19 protein-coding genes are annotated in these 19,702 nt (G+C 46.4%); 10 read left to right on the forward strand and 9 right to left on the reverse strand.

The window, feature by feature from the left end; all coding sequences use genetic code 11:
* Positions 1 to 56: 56 nt before the first annotated feature.
* From ACI49J_RS05000 to ACI49J_RS05010, 3 genes are all read left to right on the forward strand, one after another.
* Positions 57 to 1,745: an MFS transporter gene (locus tag ACI49J_RS05000; protein ID WP_240253177.1), complete on the forward strand. Its 1,689-nt coding sequence runs from the start codon at positions 57 to 59 to the stop codon at positions 1,743 to 1,745.
* A complete protein-coding gene (locus ACI49J_RS05005; RefSeq protein ID WP_342780703.1) occupies positions 1,720 to 2,175 on the forward strand; it encodes a MarR family transcriptional regulator in 456 nt (151 codons plus the stop codon). Before ACI49J_RS05000 ends, ACI49J_RS05005 begins: the two co-directional genes overlap by 26 nt.
* A gap of 391 nt (positions 2,176 to 2,566) precedes the next feature.
* Positions 2,567 to 4,459, forward strand: a complete 1,893-nt coding sequence (locus tag ACI49J_RS05010; RefSeq protein ID WP_240253183.1) for a 4Fe-4S ferredoxin — start codon at positions 2,567 to 2,569, stop codon at positions 4,457 to 4,459.
* 5 nt (positions 4,460 to 4,464) lie between these two features.
* Here ACI49J_RS05010 and ACI49J_RS05015 read toward each other — a convergent pair whose 3' ends face one another.
* The 5 genes from ACI49J_RS05015 to ACI49J_RS05035 form a co-directional block, all read right to left on the reverse strand.
* Positions 4,465 to 4,605: a hypothetical protein gene (locus tag ACI49J_RS05015; RefSeq protein WP_012021220.1), complete on the reverse strand. Its 141-nt coding sequence runs from the start codon at positions 4,603 to 4,605 to the stop codon at positions 4,465 to 4,467.
* Positions 4,606 to 4,740: 135 nt separating this feature from the next.
* Entirely contained in the window at positions 4,741 to 5,106 is a 366-nt protein-coding gene (locus tag ACI49J_RS05020) for a DUF302 domain-containing protein (RefSeq protein ID WP_240253191.1), read from the reverse strand.
* 41 nt (positions 5,107 to 5,147) lie between these two features.
* Complete coding sequence (locus ACI49J_RS05025; protein WP_240253193.1) at positions 5,148 to 6,182, reverse strand: tellurite resistance/C4-dicarboxylate transporter family protein; 1,035 nt, start codon at positions 6,180 to 6,182, stop codon at positions 5,148 to 5,150.
* A 30-nt stretch (positions 6,183 to 6,212) separates the two neighbouring features.
* The gene (locus ACI49J_RS05030; protein WP_240253195.1) at positions 6,213 to 8,252 is read right to left on the reverse strand and encodes a xanthine dehydrogenase family protein molybdopterin-binding subunit; all 2,040 of its coding nucleotides are present in this window, start codon (positions 8,250 to 8,252) and stop codon (positions 6,213 to 6,215) included.
* A 279-nt stretch (positions 8,253 to 8,531) separates the two neighbouring features.
* Complete coding sequence (locus ACI49J_RS05035; protein WP_240253197.1) at positions 8,532 to 10,037, reverse strand: APC family permease; 1,506 nt, start codon at positions 10,035 to 10,037, stop codon at positions 8,532 to 8,534.
* Positions 10,038 to 10,127: 90 nt separating this feature from the next.
* Between ACI49J_RS05035 and ACI49J_RS05040 the strand changes: the two genes are divergently transcribed.
* Positions 10,128 to 11,108, forward strand: a complete 981-nt coding sequence (locus tag ACI49J_RS05040) for an N-acetylmuramoyl-L-alanine amidase (protein ID WP_240253199.1) — start codon at positions 10,128 to 10,130, stop codon at positions 11,106 to 11,108.
* A 154-nt stretch (positions 11,109 to 11,262) separates the two neighbouring features.
* Here ACI49J_RS05040 and ACI49J_RS05045 read toward each other — a convergent pair whose 3' ends face one another.
* The 3 genes from ACI49J_RS05045 to ACI49J_RS05055 all read right to left on the reverse strand — a co-directional run bounded on the left by ACI49J_RS05045 (position 11,263) and on the right by ACI49J_RS05055 (position 14,189).
* Positions 11,263 to 11,589: a winged helix-turn-helix domain-containing protein gene (locus ACI49J_RS05045; protein ID WP_012021214.1), complete on the reverse strand. Its 327-nt coding sequence runs from the start codon at positions 11,587 to 11,589 to the stop codon at positions 11,263 to 11,265.
* A gap of 460 nt (positions 11,590 to 12,049) precedes the next feature.
* The gene (locus ACI49J_RS05050) at positions 12,050 to 12,751 is read right to left on the reverse strand and encodes a hypothetical protein (RefSeq protein ID WP_240253201.1); all 702 of its coding nucleotides are present in this window, start codon (positions 12,749 to 12,751) and stop codon (positions 12,050 to 12,052) included.
* A 265-nt stretch (positions 12,752 to 13,016) separates the two neighbouring features.
* On the reverse strand, positions 13,017 to 14,189 hold the full coding sequence (locus ACI49J_RS05055; RefSeq protein ID WP_240253205.1) for an NRAMP family divalent metal transporter: 1,173 nt from the start codon (positions 14,187 to 14,189) through the stop codon (positions 13,017 to 13,019).
* A 273-nt stretch (positions 14,190 to 14,462) separates the two neighbouring features.
* Between ACI49J_RS05055 and dps the strand changes: the two genes are divergently transcribed.
* Together dps and ACI49J_RS05065 are read left to right on the forward strand one after the other, a co-directional pair.
* Positions 14,463 to 15,047 (forward strand): DNA protection during starvation protein, encoded by a 585-nt coding sequence (gene dps / locus ACI49J_RS05060; protein WP_240253210.1) that lies wholly within the window; start codon positions 14,463 to 14,465, stop codon positions 15,045 to 15,047.
* 21 nt (positions 15,048 to 15,068) lie between these two features.
* Entirely contained in the window at positions 15,069 to 15,404 is a 336-nt protein-coding gene (locus ACI49J_RS05065) for a Rieske 2Fe-2S domain-containing protein (RefSeq protein WP_240253220.1), read from the forward strand.
* A 195-nt stretch (positions 15,405 to 15,599) separates the two neighbouring features.
* Here the strand turns inward: ACI49J_RS05065 and ACI49J_RS05070 are convergent, their stop codons facing one another.
* Positions 15,600 to 16,106, reverse strand: coding sequence for a hypothetical protein (locus ACI49J_RS05070; RefSeq protein ID WP_240253222.1), 507 nt, complete (start codon positions 16,104 to 16,106; stop codon positions 15,600 to 15,602).
* A gap of 337 nt (positions 16,107 to 16,443) precedes the next feature.
* Here ACI49J_RS05070 and ACI49J_RS05075 point away from each other — a divergent pair, with 337 nt between their 5' ends.
* From ACI49J_RS05075 to ACI49J_RS05090, 4 genes are all read left to right on the forward strand, one after another.
* Complete coding sequence (locus ACI49J_RS05075) at positions 16,444 to 17,553, forward strand: signal peptidase I (RefSeq protein ID WP_240253223.1); 1,110 nt, start codon at positions 16,444 to 16,446, stop codon at positions 17,551 to 17,553.
* A complete protein-coding gene (locus tag ACI49J_RS05080; RefSeq protein WP_240253224.1) occupies positions 17,543 to 17,968 on the forward strand; it encodes a hypothetical protein in 426 nt (141 codons plus the stop codon). Before ACI49J_RS05075 ends, ACI49J_RS05080 begins: the two co-directional genes overlap by 11 nt.
* The gene (locus ACI49J_RS05085; RefSeq protein WP_240253229.1) at positions 17,965 to 18,918 is read left to right on the forward strand and encodes a DUF5305 family protein; all 954 of its coding nucleotides are present in this window, start codon (positions 17,965 to 17,967) and stop codon (positions 18,916 to 18,918) included. The genes ACI49J_RS05080 and ACI49J_RS05085 overlap by 4 nt, the downstream gene beginning before the upstream one ends.
* A gap of 493 nt (positions 18,919 to 19,411) precedes the next feature.
* Entirely contained in the window at positions 19,412 to 19,651 is a 240-nt protein-coding gene (locus tag ACI49J_RS05090; RefSeq protein ID WP_240253230.1) for a winged helix-turn-helix domain-containing protein, read from the forward strand.
* Positions 19,652 to 19,702 lie beyond the last annotated feature (51 nt).

Consider the following 19,702-nt stretch of genomic DNA (forward strand, 5'->3'; position numbering starts at 1 on the left):
ATGTTTTCAATCGCCTTTACGAAAAGATTAAATAGTTAATAGTTAGTACTTTAATTATGCAGTACAAATGGGTAGCCTTAAGCAATACGACTTTGGGAGTCCTAATGGCGACGATAAACGGCACGATTACGATCATCTCGCTTCCTGCCATATTCAGGGGGATAGGGATAAACCCACTGGCCCCCTCATCTTTCCAGTACCTTCTCTGGATCCTGATGGGCTACAACGTTGTGACCGCGACGCTCCTCCTCTCCTTTGGAAGGTTGTCTGACATGTACGGGAGGGTTAGGTTGTACAACCTCGGCTTCCTAGTTTTCACCGTAGGCTCGATCCTTCTCTCCTTAACCTTTGGAAGTGGGGATATAGCAGGCCTCGAGCTCGTGATATTCAGGATAATTCAGGGAATTGGTGGAGCGTTCTTGATGGCGAACAGTGCGGCAATCCTCACGGACGTTTTCCCCGTGAACGAAAGAGGTAGGGCACTTGGAATAAACCAGGTAGCTGCGCTGGCAGGGTCGTTAATTGGGCTTATCCTAGGAGGAATTCTCTCGGTAATAAACTGGAGATATGTCTTCCTCGTGAGCGTTCCAGTAGGGGTATTTGGAACGGCGTGGAGTTACCTGAAGCTCAAGGAGACCAGTGCAAGGAACAGAGAGGGGATAGATTGGGTCGGTAATGCGGTGTTTGGCCTTGGGTTAATCCTTGTACTGATCGCGATGACCTATGCCCTCATGCCCTATGGCTCAGCGCAGACCGGGTGGGGGAATCCCTTCGTCATAGTCTCCATGGTTGCAGGGCTGGGACTTCTGGCCTCTTTTCCCTTTATTGAGACTAAGGTCAAGTACCCCATGTTCAGAATGGAACTCTTCAGGAATAGGATGTTCGCTGCGGCCAACTTTGCAGGATTTCTGAGGTCCATAGGCTACGGAGGTCTCATGATCATGATAGTGATCTTTCTCCAGGGGATATGGCTCCCGCTTCACGGATACTCCTACTCTGAGACTCCGTTCTGGGCAGGGATATACACGATCCCCCTCATGATCGGTTTCGTGAGTGCGGGACCAGTGAGCGGTTGGCTCTCAGACAGGTATGGATCAAGGGGGCTGGCTACTGCGGGAATGGTTCTGGTCGGCGTAGGTTTCTTAGCCCTGACCACGCTACCCTACAACTTCAGCTATCCTGTTTTCGGCGCAATCATCTTCATGATGGGAGTCGGGAATGGGATGTTCGCTTCCCCAAACACTTCCTCGATCATGAGTAGCGTCCCGGCAAAGCACAGGGGAGCTGCGTCAGGGATGAGGTCAACGCTTCAGAACACTGGACAAACGGTGAGTATTGCCATATTCTTCACGATCGTGATCCTTTCCCTGAGCTCGTCGTTGGGGCCGTCATTGGCTCACGCCCTAGCTCAGGCAGGCGCTCCTCAGCTTTCGCCCTACGTACAAAGGGTTCCAGTGACCGGGGCCTTGTTCGCGGCCTTCCTTGGATATGACCCTGTAAAGGCTCTACTCGCAACCTTACCCCCCTCAGTTGCCTCTCAGATTCCTAGCAGTGCAATCACGATCATGGAGCAGAGGACCTGGTTCCCAAGCGCAATTGCTCCCAGCTTCATGTTAGCCTTGAGGGAGACGTTCTACTTTGGGGCTGCGCTCTCATTCATAGCAGCAGTAGCCTCAGCCCTGAGGGGAAAAGCTAAAATCCCGGAGGAGGTTGTCCAATATGATGCAGAGAAAACTAGACGTTGAAGTACTCGTGAGGATCTCCAGGGTCTACCGAGCGGTGAAGAGAGAGTTCAACAGGAGGCTTGAATCGCACGGACTTAACTATATAGACTTCCTGATCCTCATGACCGTGAAGGAGTCCCCGAAGTCCATGGTCTACCTAGCTAAGGAGGTGCTGATGACGCAGGCTGGGATCACGGCAGCCATTGACAGACTAGAGGAGAAGGGGTTAGTTAAAAGGGAGAGGGACAGGGAGGATAGGAGGATCATTAACGTGCAAATCACAGAAAGTGGAGTTAGGGCAACTGAGGAGGCAATGCAGGTCTATGAGGAGATGGCCTCAGAGCTCATGAAGGATCTGGGCATAGAGGAGAAGGAGAAGCTAATTGCTTTACTGGACATTCTGCAGGAGAAGATCCTGCGCCAGGAGAAAATGGCCCAGCAGGGATCATGATGTTGTGGATTTAGGTGTGGATCTCCGTGATATCGAGGGAATTCCGAGCGATTCTGCTTGTCATGTCCTCAACTTATAACTTAAGCCGCATTAAAGCTACGCTGGGTTTATTCTGTTTTGGCTCAGATTTCACAGATATCCATGCACAAGATATACAAGATTGCGTAATTAAGGTCTAACCGCTTTCCTTCTACCAATTTGAAAATTTTGCTAGTCGATGAGGTTCCCAATGCGTCCATCTGACATAACTCCGTCACTTCGATCTGAATCATCCCACGTTAGCCCGAAAGGTATTTCGCTCTAAACTTACCTAACTAAATAATTTATTTTCCAAAAATCTAAAATAAATGTAAAATTTAAAGTGGATCGAGATCAATTTATATTGAGTGGAATGGAGATTCAGATCTTATTCTACTTCTCTTTGATATATATTGTAATTATGATGCTTATTGATTTTTGGATATTTGGTCATATTTTAAGGAAAGAGTTTGTGAACCTGAGGGGTCTTCTCTTCCTTATCTCCTTAACACTAATAATGTCGAGCGAAAGCCTGTCCATTGCTTACATCGTCGTGTTACATAATTCATTTCTCGTGGAACCGATATCCCTGGGCATCGCATTTCTACCCATGATTCTGTCCTTCTTCGTGAAATCTGAAACGGTGAGCGTGAGGAGAAACCTGAAGCTTTCAGCAATTCTCTCGGTTGCTCTACTGGTAGATGAAGTTTCCATGGGGTATCTTTATGGTTCCTTCTCTCCTCAACCAAATCCAATCCTGACGGCAGTAGATAATCCAGCGTTCGGTCTCATGATGTTGGGAGATGGGATTTACTTCATGGCAATCTCCAGAACTAAGAGCGTGGTGGATTGGTCATTAACCACGTTCGCCTTGTCCATGGCGTTCATGCCGTCCCTGTACCGCGTTGCAGGGGTGGAATTGGTAACCTCCTTAATGTCCTCCCTCATCATGATAGTGAATATTGTCATGCTTTACGTCATAGAAATGAGACAGACGACCTTGAGGGGACAATTGGTCTCCATATCCCTCGCATTATTTGATTTTGTTATGATGCTTGGGCTTTCGTTTTTTGCTGGATTTAACGACCTCTACGTGATCACTTTGGCCATGCTCATGTCCATGGTTTGGTACTTCTTCCTAATCTTCTTTAACGTCCCTTCCTCGAGGATACAGATGAAGCTAAGGTATCCATTCCTTTTTCTAGTTCTGGTAAACTTGGCTGAGCTAGCCATGGGCTTTGGGGAGAGCGTGTTGGGTTTCAATCTCACCAACGCGATCTTTTCTAGTTCCGTGATGCATCACGACATGTCCATGTCGCACTCGGGGACGGCCATGAGATCGCCCTTCACCAACCCCTTCTGGTGGTTATTCCCCATTAATCCATTGACGATGACAGAGATGTATCTTCGCAAGGGTTTCTTGATATCCCTCTTCATGACCCCTTTCATGCTTGTAATGGGCACGACGATGTCACCGTTCTACGTGATCATGATGGGGGCGGAGATGTCATTCCTTGTATATCAAAGGTACAAGAGGGTTAAGAGCAGATACCTAAGGAACTGGACGCTCGCAATACTGGTTGGAGTTCCCATTTTCGTTGTATTGATCCCCTACTACACCAATTTTTACGTGTTCGGAATGAGCGGTATGATATTCCCCGTTACGTTGACAACGTTTTCCCTTTCCCTGGGTGTTATAGTGGTAGCGTCTATCCTATTCGGTAGGGGAAGTTACTGCAATCTAGTGTGCATGTCTGCCCATATGTTCTCCAACATATTTTACGAACAGTTTCAGGCCAAGACGTCCTCCAAGATCTGGGAGTATGCGAGATGGATCCTGATGATCCCCATGTTTCTGTTCTTCGGACTCTACGTTATGCAGGAGTTACATGGTGTTAATTTTCCGCTTGATCCCCTGAACCTCTACGGAATGTTCACCCTAAACTATGTGTGGTGGTTCTTCTATTTCCTGACCCCCATATTCGGGACCTATTCGTGCGCAAGGCAGGGATGGTGTGGTTTTGGAACCTTCACTGGAATTTTCAACAAGATATTATTCAAGATAAGAGCCAAGAACCTAGAGACGTGCAGGACTTGTTCCACAAAGAGTTGCGATTCCTCATGTCCACTAAAAATCCCCGTAAGCCAGGACATCATTAGGCAGGGCTACATCAACAGGGTAAGTTGCGTGGGATGTGCGAGATGTGTCGAGGCCTGCCCACACGAGAACCTTGAAGTAAGAAACATCCTCTCCTTGCTTAAGTAAAAAACTCAGGAGAAGTACATCATGGGATCTTCGTATTTCCTTTTCTTCAATGAGTTGTAGTACTCTGGATACTCTATCTTAAGGAAGTCCTCAGGCATCTTTGCCATGTCGTAGGGAACTTCTTTCCTTCCAAGGAGCTTAATCATCTTATCACCAATTTAATCTAATACTGTAATGTTTAAAAAGTTACTGTGCCTCTTTAAGTATGCTTAGACCAAACTCGGAAGATAAAGTATTCTAGGATTCAGTAGAAAATATTTAGATAAATGAAAAATGGATGTTTAAAGGTTTACCACGTTCTCCATGAAGGCGTCCATCTTTCTGAGGACGTCGAGGTTGGTTATGCCGAATCTCTTCCCTATCTCGCTGGGTAACTCGTATACCACGAATGTCTTGTTGCCGGAACTCCAGATCGCGAGCCTCAGGGGTAGCTCATAGGCTATGTCCCTGTTCTCCTGCATGAGGAGTGTCCCGACCCTGGGGTTGCCGAATATGAGGACCTTCGTTGGCTCCAGTTTGAGGCCTACCTTCTCTGCATTGAGTGCGTGGTCAATTTCGGCAAAGATTTCAGCGCCGAGGCTCTTGATCTTCTCCTTGATCCTGGAGAGTACTTGATCCATGGGAACGGGGAACTCTTTCCTGATCATCGGGACCAGATATGGGGTTCTCTTTTATGTCTTTACCCAAGTTAGGCATCCAGGGGTTTCCTCAACTTCACGAGGATGTTGTACACGAACCCCGAGAGTTGATATACCCACAGACCCACGGATATGTATGCGAACATCAGGGCAATGAGCGAAACGCCAGGAATTCCGGTCACTCTTGCCGTGAAGTAAGTTCCAAGGTCGTACACCGCTATGGGAAACACCGCACTCCAGAACTGGAAGTCATACTTGAGGAAGGATATGTGTTTCGCGACGTGCTTCCAGGCAAAGAGGAGAAAGAGTAGGGGCATCCACCAGGTGCCATAGGCCCACACCAACACTCCAGTACCAAGGAGGAATGACCTCAGCTCTAGGAGAATTGGGAAGGAGGGACTGGCATGAAGGATGAGAAGGGAGGACGAGAGGGAGGCCAGTGCTGGAAACCCTCCGTTGATCCAGTAAGCTGGTATCACGTCTCCCGCCTTCACCCTAGATAGAAAGAGCCTAGATGAGATCAATACCGTGATGACTAGGTAGGTTACCCATCCCACAAAGTACGTGATTAAGCCAGGGTAGATTAACTGAGTGACTTTAGTTGACAGATCAAGGGATAGTACCGAGAGTGTGAGGGTGGACACGGGAAGAAGTAACCAGAGACCGTTAACGTCCTGAATTCCACCTTTCTCCTCTCTCACCGTCAGTGTGAAGAGAAAGTAGTACTGAAGGAGTATCCAGAGAACCAGGCTAGCTCCCCACAGTACAAGGGATATGCTCTCCATGTGGAGGACCAGGACTAAGTCGTCACCAACCACGTCCGTACCGGCAATGGCCGTGAGGTAACCAAGTCCCCTACCCAGATCCAGGAGATCCCCCCTCACCCTATCCCTGTAACTGATTATCCTGACGAGGTTAAGGAGGACTAGGGAGGTGTATAAGATCAGGTTCAGAACCGCAACTAGAACCGCGACTGAGGTCAGACCGTACACCTTGAGGATGATGGAAACGACGCCGGTCGCCATTACACTGCCGAAATAGGAAGGTGAGAGGACAGAGATCTCAAAAAGTATCCTTTTGAGCATGGGAACTGCTATTACACTCAAGAAAAAATCTTACCCTGGTAGGTAGGGGGTCCCGTTCAACTTCCTGTTGAGTGCCTTTTCAAGGGCAATGAAAACTGCAGGGAGAGCCCCAGTGGTTCCGGCCTCACCGACACCCCTTGCCTGGCTCAAGGTGTTGGAGGGGGTAGAGAAGGACTCGGAAGTTACTCTGCGAACTGCCTCAACAGCGGTCGGGAACCCGTTATCTGCGATTGATCCATACACAGGGTTACCGTTCTCGTCATACGGGGCGTACTCAAGCAGTACCTGGGAAGCTCCCTGTAGAACGCCTCCCACGATCTGTCCCTCGACCTCCGATGGGATTATTGCCCTCCCAACGTCGTCGATAGCGTAATACTCGAGGACCCTGGCGAAGCCCGTCTCCTTGTCCAGGTCTAGGACTGCCATATGTATTCCAGGGGTGTAGAGGTCCGAAGTCTTGGTGAAGGTCTCAGCCTCGAAAACCTCGTCTGAGTTTATGGCCTGCCTCACCGTGAGACCTCTTTCCCTTATCTTCTGGAGGACTGCCCTGGAGGCCTCAATCACGGCGGATCCACCGGCAGCCGCGCTCCTACTCCCGAAGCTACCTATCCCCTCCTTGATTAGGGAGGTGTTGTTTACCTCAACCTTGATCTCGTTCGGGTCAACCCCGAGCACCTCTCCTGCTAGGAGAGCGAATGTGGTTCTGTGGGCTTGTCCGTGGGGTCCACTGCCCACCGCAACGAAGACTTCTCCCCTCCCGATCCTCACCTTAGCTCCCTCGCCGGGGGACGCCCTCACGACTTCAGTGAAGGCTATGAAGGAGATCGCCTTTCCCTTGTGCCTCTCCTTGAGAGAGTGGTAAACCTGCTCGGCCCTGGTAAACATCTCCCTATAGGCAGCCTTGTCTATCTTTACCCCCAGTGGAGTCGTGAACTCCCCATCGAGGAAGTTCTTCTTCCTAACTTCAAGGGGGCTAAGACCCAGCGTCTCTGCCAGATCCTCAACAAGAGTCTCAGTGATCAGGGCTGCTTCAGGTCTCCCGGCTCCGCGGTAGGGGCCAGTGGGAGGTTTGTTCGTGTAAACGCCTAGGGCCCTCAACTTCGCGAACCTCATCTTATAGGGACCGTTCGTGAGGGAGGCAATGAATGCCGGGGTAGTCGTGTTGAGGGTGAAGGCGTAAGCACCTAGATCCACGGCAATGGTCCCCTCAAGGCCTAGGATTGTGCCGTCCCTCTTAGCATGAAGTTTAACCCTAGACCAGACTCCCCTCCCCTGGGTTGGGTTAGTAAGGTGTTCTCTCCTAGTCTCGATCCATTTCACAGGCCTTCTCAGCTTCGTAGAGGCCAGGGCAGTCAGGACGTACTCCGGGTAGGCAGGGACCTTGTTCCCAAAGCCTCCACCAACGTTTGGAGGTGACTGAACCACAATCTTCTCGGGTGAGACCCCAAGTGCTTCCTGGAGATCTGCCCTCACCCTGAAGGCTGATTGGAAGGATCCAATCACGGTGAGTGTTTCACCGTTGTAGTACGAGATGACACCCTTAGGCTCCATGGGGTGCTGGACGATCCTGTCTTGGAGGAGCTCCCTCTCGACCGTGACCTCGGAGTTCACCAGTTGCTCTAGATCTCCGCCACTTAGATCAAGGTCTATTGCAATGTTCCCTTTCTCATGTATCTTGATCTCCTCCCTCATGGAGTCCTTCACGGAGACTACTGGAGTCTCCTGGGCGTAGTCCACGCCTACCTCGTCAATCACGTCCTCAATGTCATATCTATCCTTAACAACGAAGGCGACCACGGGCTGACCAACGAAGTTCACTCTTCCATCGCTCACGATCGGCATCTTCACAAGGTTCTTAGTCCTGGGGTCTGGTCTAACTGGCATGTAAGTTGAGACTGAGTCCCAATCGAGGAAGAGGAGTACATTATCGCTTCTCGAGATGTCGAGCACCTTCCCCCTGGCCACCTGTGATCTAACCACGCCAAGGTAGACCGTGTTGGGGAGATTCACGTCGTCTGTGTATTTACCCTGTCCCGTGATTTCATCTAGGTGTTCCCTAATCTTGGTCATAACGATTGGCTATGAGATGGGCATTAAAAGCCTTTCTTGAACGTGTTTCATTACCACGTGATCAGCGTCATATAAGCGATTCCAACCTAAGTACATGATTTTATTTTGGCTTTAGATGAACTTGGTGTCGAAAAACTTACTATTATACGACATAACTCAAGGTTTCTCCTGTTTAGCTCAAGCTGTCTAAGTTCCTACTATCTAGAAACGTGATGCTAGTTATCACCAAGATAACACCTTAGCAAGTTCATCTGACCTGGATTAGGCACCCTTCACCAGTTAGTCAGGCGGGATCTCTTGAAACACCTCCCTGAGCTCGATGCCTTGTCTCCTCCTGAGCCAGCTCGCGACGGCGTAAATTATTGCCCCGCTCCCGACCAGCGCCACAAGGTACCCGGTCCCAATCACGTTAATCCCCGAGCTCGAGACTACCCCGAAGAAGGGATTGGCCACAGATTCATACGCGAGGAAGGCCATAAAGGTAGACGAGAGTCCTCCCAGTATCATCAATGGCCTGCTCCTCTCCTCCTTTCCCACTTTCATTCCCGTTAATCCTACTAGAAAAAGGTAGATGGCAGCTAATGGCGTATATGCATACAGCGATTCAGCACCATTCACGGAGATCAGGGGAATTGCGAGGAAGATCAGCGTCAGGATGAGGTCAAGTACGTGGGCTAGATAAGGAGAAGACGCCCTATTCAACTTGGCAAAGAAGCTAGGGAAGACCCTGTCAAAGGAGAACGCGAAGACGTACCTCGAGAAAACGACGACGCCGAAGGCCATGACAAAGAAGTTCCAGGAGATGAGACCAAGTCCCAGTATCCACTGTATCACGGGTGGCGACACGGCTATTGCCGCAGTCCAGAAGTTGTAGGTGAAAGAAGGATACAGGGATGCATTGTACGCGTACCCTCCCACTAAATCCATGACCAGGAAGGGTACCGTAATCATTGCCGTGGTTAGGAGGCTTCCGAGCACGAGGTTAAGTTTCACGTTACCCTTGGCCTCACTTGCAACTGCGGGTCCAGCGTAGAGCCAGATATACGCATACGACGCGAAGTAGGGAATCATGTAGATTGTGGACCCCCAGCTGAACGACGGACCAGCATAACTCGTTGGCGTAACGCCCTCCCTAGAGAGGAAGATCCCCACGGTCTGGTGAAAGTCATCAGCATTCACTAGGATCATCACAACCCCGAGTGCTAGGGTTGCCGAAGCGAAGATCCCGAGCCACGTCGTTAACGCGTAACCCCACCTCGGCTTCACTATGTTCACTGCAATGATCACTAGGAACGCGAGAGCTGAGAGCCCATAGATCAGGAGTTCTTGCTCCAGGGTGAGGGTTCCGTAGGGATTCACGAACACATTATTGCTGAGGTAGACCAACGACTTCACGTTGTCCAGTACCCCGATCTCTGAGAGCACTGCATTGATCGCGGACACAGAGAAGAAGGCAGATAACGCAAAGAAGGGAGGCATGTTGAAGGCTATGGCTATCCCCATAATGCTACCTAGGGCACCATTTAACTTCCTGGATAACCACACGTAATCCCCACCCGTCCTCGGCATCCTTGTCATGAGTGACGTGTACAGGAGGACGAGCGGAAGCGAGATAAGGAAGGTGAGGAGAGAGGCCACCCACAGCCTTGCCCCAGGAACTATGTAGGGCGAAATCCCTTGGAAAACTGCCAGCCCTGCTCCCATGTTTGCAACGTTGAGCATTACGAGATCCTTGAGGGTGGCCTGTTTCACGAGTCCGGAGGACTGTCTGAGGAACTTGGACATGTTAACCCAAACTCTAAAATAAGAAAATGTTCATAAATCATCATTATCCTAACAGAATATGCATACTGGGTAGGAGGGGATCGGCAAAAAATGCCAGATGCCGTGAAGAGAGTCCTCCTTCACGCGGAGGGGGATGGCAGAACAAGGGAGAGGGTGAGGAGACTCCTGAGGGAGTACGGGATTCAGGAGGTTTCAGAGGGTTATGACGCAGTGATAGAGATCGGAACTGACGGGGATCTCCTGAAACTCCTCCAGATACTAGGCGTTCCCAAGGTTCCAGTGTTCCACGTGAGCCCTCCAGGTTACTCCACCTTCTACTCCTCGGTGGACTGGGACCAACTCAGGCCCGGGTTGGAGAGGCTTTCCAGGGGCGATTATCGCGTGGAGCAACTCACGAGGTTAAGGGTTTGTGTCGGGAATAACGAGCCCGTGTACGCCCTTAACGAGCTCGCGCTCTTCCCCTCTAGGAGTGCAACTCTCATGGAGTATTCCCTCGTCGTTGATGACGAGGTCCTGTGGAGCGATAAGGCTGATGGTATCATTGTGGCCACGCCTGCAGGATCAACCGCCTACGCTTTCTCCGCTGGAGGTCCCATGGTTCTGAAGGGGGCCCCCGTGTTCGTTCTAGTCCCCGTGAATTCCCTAAACCCCATAAGGAGAAGTCTGGTGGTCCCGGACGAGTCGAGGATGGTGATAAGGGACATCTCAAGTCAGGTGAACGTTGAGGCAATCCTCGATGGGGTCGCTAGGGTCAGGGTGAATGGTGCGGTCACTGTGGAGAGAGGAGAATCAATATCCCTCATTAGGTTCACCGAGAAGGTTGGAGAGAACATCGAGAGGAAGGTAAAGCTTACCCTCGAAAGTCAGGACATACCACCAAGTGCAAAGTTTGTGTTAAAGATGCTTCAGATTTACGGTGAGGCCACACCGAAGGAGTTAGTGGAGAAGACGGGGCTTCCAGACAGGACCATAAGATACGCCCTCTCAATTCTCGTGAAAAAGGGGATTGTGAAAAGAGTTGCGAATCCTCGAAACATTCAGCAGAGAATCTACAGAGTCAGTAGAGCATGACTAGCATCTTGACCCAGCCTCAAATGACTATTAAGATAGTGAAGAATTCGAATTTAGAGCTTCTAGATAGTGAATGTCATGTTGTTCCATTGCGAAGATAAAACATCTCTCAAGAGGAATAAGTACCTTATCCAGAGTTTTTAACTGGTCCTTTCTAGTTGATTTTACTAATTTCGATCTCTTTCAGGCTCCCTGCACGAGAGGTCATCATTGATATTCTGAATTCCAGATCCTCTACCTCTTTCCTAACATTTTCGCGTTTCACCAGAAGGTCAAGCAGTCTCTGACCCTTATCAGTTAAACACCTTAGATTACCGGTTGTAACTATAAACCCGTTCTGCTCAAGATCGTTAAGGTACTTGTTAAGTAGGTCATAGCTTAAGTTTGCCCTATACATGATTTCAGTCTTTTTCCCTCCCATGGCACAGATCGACAGAATATCGAGGTAAATTTCGAGTTTCCCACGCCTTTTCGTCGTCATGATAAATAGATCTCTCGGGAATATTTAAGAAGTCTCTCATGTTGCGTATGTATCATTTGACAGAAATCACCTAACGCCTGTCAACTTTTTCTTGGTGTAAGGCTATCTAGGTTTTCCATTTGATCATAACTTTGGTAGTCTAACGGACACCTGGTTGACCTTGATTGTCGTAATGCCACCAAAGGCCATCCCTTCATGGAAGACTTGTGGTCAAAGGGCGAATGATAACTGCAGTTGTGAGCTTATTCGCGGCCTTATGGGACTTAACTTACATTTGGATTTTCCAGGTTCAAGGAGGCCCTGCTCATCCTAAACTCTACATAATCTGGGATCATGAAAAACGGTTTTAGATGCTCAATAAGAATCTTTATCCAGTACTGTAAATCAGAATTTGGGATAGATTAACATGAAATAAAATAAAATTTATATATAAAAAGAAAAAAAAAGAAAATATTTCGTGTTACTCGGTTAACTGATAGCCGTAGAGGTTCAGGTAGTAATCGAAGGTTGTCTGTTGAGGAGCACCTGGGTTGTTGACTAATAGTTCTACTATCAATATATCATAGCCAGGCTGTCCACCAGTCAAGGTTACACCTGATGTAGCGAAGTGTTGGTTTATATTCTCTGTTGCTAGCAATGTGAACGTAACTCCACCAAGACTTATTTGTCCACTTTTAGCTTGGGTAGCTGACTGAGAGACTGGGATCATGTTACTGGAGAACAACTCATTAGAGTTTAGAGTTGAAGTGTTTGGATAAGCAAGTATAAGGAACCCAATATTTTGATCTACGCTAGATGGAGAGAAGTGTGCATCCTCGATAGAGGCATTAACCATTAATGTACCATTTCCATTATATTCTACATCAACTACTTTCCAGACATATATAGCTGTATAGCTATTGTTCTGATCATTAACTAAATTTGTAGCTGGGGCGCTACCAGGTCCTACCTCAGGTAGTTGCACAGTCAACTGACCTCCGCTGTTAACAGTAGCGAAGCTTTCAAGAGGTTGAATCTCGATTAGAGCATCATGACTATTAATGTTCACGACGCTTCCACCAACGTCAGTTCCAATGCTGAAACCCACTAAAAACATCTGGGCAAACAACACTGTAGCTAACGCGACTAACACGGATATTGCGGTTATAGTTTTCAGATTCACGGTTTCACTGAAAACATAAGAGCGAGGCCAACTATTTAAATTAAGTTCATCATGTTAAAATAAAATATATATCAAAAATTGTGTGATATATATCTAGCACTAGACTTCGTATCTACTAAAAAGAGAGTAAGAATCTAACTTGGTCAATTTCTTGAAACGGGCCAATCATCGTCAAATGAACTACGTCAGTTCATCCTTTGTCTGTCCGCTTAAGACGAAGAAACGTTACCTATTACTGTGATTCTTGGTAGAGATGACACTATCACTATGCCAGTTCAATAATACCTATAATTCCGCCCAACGTTATCAACGCTATTGTCACAAAATACAGGATTAGTCTCGCCTTGCCATATGCATATCCTCCCATGATTTCGCGTTTGCTCACAAGTATCCCTATGAGTATACCTGGCAATGCAACAACTATGGGCGACAGCGAGAGTAAGGTCAAGGCGAAGTTAACTATCGTCGAATAGTTACTACCCATTATTAAGATGACAAGAATTGCGGGAATAGATTCCAGGACATATAACTTTATAGTATTACTGTAGCTGTTTCTGTTAGTGGCCTCTAAAACTCCCCAGGCACTACTCAAGGAGACTACTACGAGTGTAAGAAAACCTGCAGTAATCAGGGTCACACCAAATATGAAACGGAGCTGACCTAGGACATTTCCCAGCTTTAATGGATCCTCCGGGTCAACCCCACCTAGGACTGTTCCCACGATCTCAGCTATTACAACAACGATCTCGGTCACTATAGACCCCAGGACTGTTTCCAAATTTAGCCAGGACACCTTTTTTGAGGTATCTATCCTCAGGGAAGAGTATTTGGTTGCCGTGGCAGAGCTCTGGTAAATCAGCATACAAGGAGGCGTGACCACGGCACCAACGTTAATTGCTAGATAAAAGAGGTAGTTCCGAGAACTCGAAAAATAAACTAGGCTCTCCCCAGAGTTAATTCTTGGTGCCACTATAATGAGGGACGACAAGATCAAGATAACCGATGTGAGAATAAGGGATTTCTCAGTAATCTGATAATTTCTGGTTACAATAACCAGAACGTGAAGTCCAAAGAACATCACTAACCCAACTAGGGGATTTATTCCAACCAAAACAGATCCAATCGCTATCCCAGCATATTCGCTGAGATAAGTGAAAAAGTCGACCACGAAGATTGGAATTGTAGCCAGTATAGATGTTCTCCTAGAATAGTTTTCCCTGATTAGCGTACCAATACCCCGATTTGATACCGCTCCCAACCTTCCGGAGGCTTCCTGAATGATGAACAGAGGAATGGACAGAACTAGCAGGAACCAGATTAGCCTGTAACCAAATTCTTCTCCGGACGATATTCCTCCTAAAATACTGGCTGCATCGGAATCTGCCAAGAGAGCTATCCATGCAGGTCCAAAAAGTTTAGCTGAATCCCTTATGCTCATTTTCTTCACCTCAGCTAAAGAGTGGATGACGTAATCTCACCCTGTTGTGTGTCCTCGATGGTCAAGACACTCCTTTGAATTTCATGGTTCTTTGTACAATTCATAAACATCCTACCAGATCTTGCCACTGTCCAGATTATAAGTATTCTTATCTAGAATTAACTTTCAACAACTATTGTTTCTTACTATAAGATCATGTTAGGAAGATTGGAGTAACTCTTAATTAGAATGTTTTATAATATAGTATTCATTCTAGATTATGAGGGTGAATAAATGCAAGATAAACCTCAAAGGGATGAGCCTACGGTAGTGGGCGTAGAAATCCTGGAAAAATCTGGATTAGATGTCAAGAAACTTATAGAGAAGCTCGTGAGAGCAACTGCAGCGGAGTTCACGACGTACTACTACTACACGAATCTCAGGATGCATCTATCGGGTATGGAAGGAGAGGGATTTAAGGAGATAGCCGAGGACGCTAGATTAGAGGACAGACTACACTTTGAACTCATGTCGCAAAGAATCTACGAATTAGGTGGAACATTACCTAAGGACATAAGGCAAGTGGCTGAGTTGTCTGCATGTGCTGATGCGTACCTGCCCGAGAACTGGAAAGACCCCAAGGAGATATTGAAGGTGCTGCTAGAGGCGGAGCAATGTGCCATAAGAACATGGAAGGAGGTATGTGATATGACCTACGGAAAAGATCCCAGAACCTATGACCTTGCACAGAGAATATTGCAGGAAGAGATAGAGCATGAGGCTTGGTTCATGGAGTTACTCCACAGTAGACCATCGGGTCACTTCAGGAGAAACTATCCAGGGGAAGGTCCCTTCTCTAGGAAATCAAGATATGAGTAATTTTTTGGGATAAAGATGTATGTGAAGGTATGTAAGGTACCGGAACTTAAGGAGGGAAAACCCACTATGTTCCGGCTTGACTATGTAGACGCTGTTATTGTGAAAGTCGGTGATAGGATATTTGCCATGGATGCGTACTGTCCGCATAAGGGAGGAAATCTGGAGTATGGAGACGTCTTATGTGACGGGAGATGCAGAATAAGGTGTCATCTGCATTATTACGAGTATGATTTGTCTGACGGAAAACTGATACCAAACATTTACAGCAATAAACCAGGATCGTGGTATCAGTCCCCAGATTTGAAAGTCTACGATACCAAGATAATTAATGATGAGGTTTTCGTTAACGTAGACTAGTGTGGAGCATATGAAAATTAACGTCATTCTCTTAATCAGGACTATCCATATAACTGGGGCTAAGTAATCAAATACTACACATGCTGCACGTAAACATAAAATGAGGTCTGACAAGCGGGACTTGATCGATTAGTTGCGTACTCTAGGCATCTTGGACGTCAAATACATAATCTCGGGTAGTCCTCAAGCGATCTATTAATTTGTCTTACTCACGGATGACATCAGTTTAACGGTGTTGGAAACATGAATCAAGAGAACAATGATGATCAAAATAAGAAGGATGACATTTCCGTAAAGCACGACCTGAAACTGAAAAGAGCTCATTAGTCTAGAGAAGGGTCCTAGCACTGCCTCTATCACAGCTATGACTGAGAGAATCTTGATCGACCTGGTGATGAACCTAGAAGAATTGATTCTGTTTGTCAAGTTACCTATCACGTTGGCCTTACTCAACACGAGCTCCAGTTGCCTCTTTATGGGAACAAACTTGCTGATAACCTCGGAGTATATATCGTTCCACTCCTTTCCCTGAAGATTGGTTATGTATACTAGTAAATCTTCAAGCAGGTTCATTGCATCTCCCTGGGTTAACAGGTCAGTGAGCGACATCAAAAAGTCAAGGACAACTCCGTTTATCGCCTTGGTCTTCATGGATGAGATCATCTTATCGTAGTAATCAACTAATTTCCATAACAGTATCAAACTGGTCGCGGATAGTACAAGGTTAATTAATTCGAGTAATGTCAAAAACATAACATCACGGTTAATTATCATGGAGAGTTAATAAAATAGGACTGAGCAAAGCTTAAACTACTATATATCTGCCTCAACAGGTAATTCATGAGTAGGGAGTCACAGATTAAATCTTCTGAATGAAATCTTATCTGCAGGAATTAACTACCTTGTGGAGATTTTCGTGACTACAAGTGAGATAACGAAGTATGTACTAGGGCAGGATTAAATGAGAGTATTTTAAATATTTTTCAAACAGTCATTAGACCATGATATTAATTAGCTTAGGCTATGGAGTTGAGCTTCCTTGAACCCTGTTGTCAACCTGACCTGGGAATACGTTAAGCCTATTCTGAAACTGCTGTTTAAGGTTTTCCTTGTCATCCTCTTGATCTTCTCAATTGCCGTGATCTCTGCGAATCTCGACGGAAGACCCCTATTTGTTGCATTTACTAGCGGATATAGTATGTATCCCTACCTTAAGCCGGGGGAGTTGGTGTTTATTGTACCGGAACCCTTTGCAGGAAAGGTGAATGTAGGAGACATAATAGTGTTTCACGATCCAGATTACGGGAAGATACCGGGATATCCACCTTACATAATCCACCAGGTGGTAAATTCCACTGCCAAGGGGTTCATCACTAAGGGGATAAATGACAATTACGTGGATCAGATATACATGCCTCCTGTGAACTCCTCAGAGGTCTACGGGAAGCTCCTTATCCTAGGTGGTAACCCCGTAATTGTTCCGGGAATAGGATCTATGGTCTATTTCCTAGAAAATAACTCCTTGGAGGGGGTTATAGTTCTCACGCTGATGGGAATATCCTTCCTAGTTCTGGATACGTCCTTCAACAGAAGGTATCAACGCAGACAGCTGAGGATTTCCACAAAGGGAATTATGTTGGCTATAGGTATTGTGATCATCTCCTTCACGATTATCGCCTCTCTCGCGATGTCCTTCTCCGCCACCTTTTCGTATTTTACCTCGAATACTCCTGTTGAGATCGGAGGCGGAGCTCTAAACACGCCCTCAATAAACCTAGGAGTCATCTTACATGGACATTCATCTTCCTACGTCGTTAACGTGACTAACAGACTTCTAATACCTGAATATGTCGAGGTATCCTCGGTTAAGGGTTCTAGCTCAGCTTACTATAACGTGACTCCAACAAACATGATCCTTATGCCCTCTCAAACTCTTCACCTGAGGTTCACCGCAATAGGAAACGGATCTCAGGGACTTAAGTTGGTTGTAGTCAAGGCCTTCGTAATTCCGTCCCTTTTCCCTATTTCTGCGCTGGCAGAGGGTCTGAAATACTATCCCCTGGAGTTGCTATTGATTAGTTCGGTCATTAGTACATTGCCATTTATAATGTTCGTGTACATTGTGAGGTTGAAAAGCGATGATTGGTAAGATAGCTCTAACCATGTTCATGATCGCAGTTGCATCCTTTCTGGTCCTCTCTTCCTGGATGCCAGGTTTTGGTGTCTCGAATCGTGGGGTCTTTGAAATAGGACCCACAATGGCATATGGCTCCATTTCGTATGAGGGGAATCAGACTTATGATCTATCATTGAATGACGTGTACCTAGTATCCTATACAAACCAAATTCAAGTGGTTATTATCTGCCCCCACGCTTCCATAGTTAACGTGAAAACAGATGGATCGTACACGATCCAGAACGGGGAACTAGTGATTCAGTACTTTGATCAACTACCGTGCGCTGAGGTCACACTCAACTCAACCTCAATACCTACTCCAACCGTGTCCATGCAAATGTTCATTGCTCAAGGTAGTTTAGGGTTGGTAGGGGTTGATCTCTCATGAAAACTAAAACTATGTTGGCACTTGCAATATGCCTGCTATTTCTGTCCATTTCAGGGACCATGATCTATTACGGCTACGCCTCTAACGTTCCTTATTACAGGAGTTATGAGGTCCCAACGTATAGCTATCAGGCTCAACTAAACCTGTGGAGCAATTTCCATATCAACAACTCCATCCTGTTTAACAATGCCTCGTGCGTGAACGCCAGTACAATGTTCTCCAAACTCGTGGAGAGCGTGAATCTACACGCCAACGTTAATGCCACAGGAAGTTCGCCTACCTCGTATAATGGAAGTTATGTAGTTTATGAATATCTTTCCACAAGTGATTGGACAAAATACTTGGGAAGCTTCCATGGGGTGATCCAAAACTCCTCAGGAGAGTTACTCTTCTTCCAGTACTCTCCCAACATAACTCAGTACAATAACTTAACCCAGAAAATTAATCAGCAGGTGGGAATCAGTTTCAGCAGGTTTACAATAAAACTTGTAGTTGTCGCTAACTTGACTCTCCACAGTAGCCAGGGAAATATTCCAGTGACCCTTGACAAGAGCATGGAGGTATATTTCGGCTCGCTGAACTATACTTTCTCTCAGGATCCAGGGGGTAACGTGACCCAGACGCTTTATCATCAGGACCTTGTGAAGGGGATGACTGGATACAACAAGATGCTGTTCATATCTGGAGGAATATTTGCACTGTTTGGAGGAGTCTCCTTCGTTTATGGACCCAAGGCAGGAGAAGCCATGAATCCGGAGGCAGTGGCAGAGAGGACATTGAGGAAGTTGTCAGTGAGCGGGACAAATCCACCTGGTACTCGTGAAGTCAAGGTTGAAAGTGCTAGGGGGCTGCTAAAGCTCGCGAAAACGTTATCCAGAACTCCTGTCAGGTTTGATAAGGGATATTACGTTATCGACTCTGATACGGCTTATGTTTGGTATAAAAGTTAATTATTTTTAGTTTTTTATTAATCTTTACTACACTTATTTTTGAAGAGTTATGTAGTGTGTGGAGTATCCGAAAATTAACATCATCCGAATCAGAACCATTCGTAGATTTGGCGTTAAGTAATCAAATACTCCACACACTAAGAGTCACATGAGGTTATTCAGGCTGATATCTGATGATCCGCCTTCTCCTGGTGCCTTTTTGATAGAACCCCACTAGAAGAACGTGTTATGATCTTCTGTCTTCGTTATCCTTAAAGTTCTAGAATTACTCACTCTATGAAGATAGAAAACATCGTGAGTCAGTGGACACCACTATCACTCTCTTGTGCTGGCTCATCAAGTTTTTGTCCGTATTAGGATATAAAGATTTGACAAACGAATCACAATTCTGTCAAGGTTACGAGCTCACACGTACATTTAGTTTATAAGTTAAAGGTTGTTAATTTGACTGGTTATGATGATAAGAAGAACTAGACAAGAAATTGTTTTAAGTATGCTAGAGGGCTGTTCGGGTATTGGAACCAATAAGACCAACTTGATGTATAAGTCTGGTCTCAACTATGATTCGTTTCTTAGATACTTAAATCACCTCATGGACCTCGGTCTAATCTCCTTCTCCGAAGGGAAGTATAGGTTGACGGGAGAGGGGATGAAGACCATGGATAAGCTGAGGAAATTCAAGGAACTTAAGAAAAGCATGCAAAAGATGATGGATGACATTGCTGACGTTTGAGAGGTAGAGAAGGTACTCCCTCTACGATCAATTTTTTTTTATACGAATTAA

Origin of the sequence: Metallosphaera sp. D4-4 (assembly GCF_046245145.1) — an archaeon.
GTDB lineage: Archaea > Thermoproteota > Thermoprotei_A > Sulfolobales > Sulfolobaceae > Metallosphaera > Metallosphaera sedula.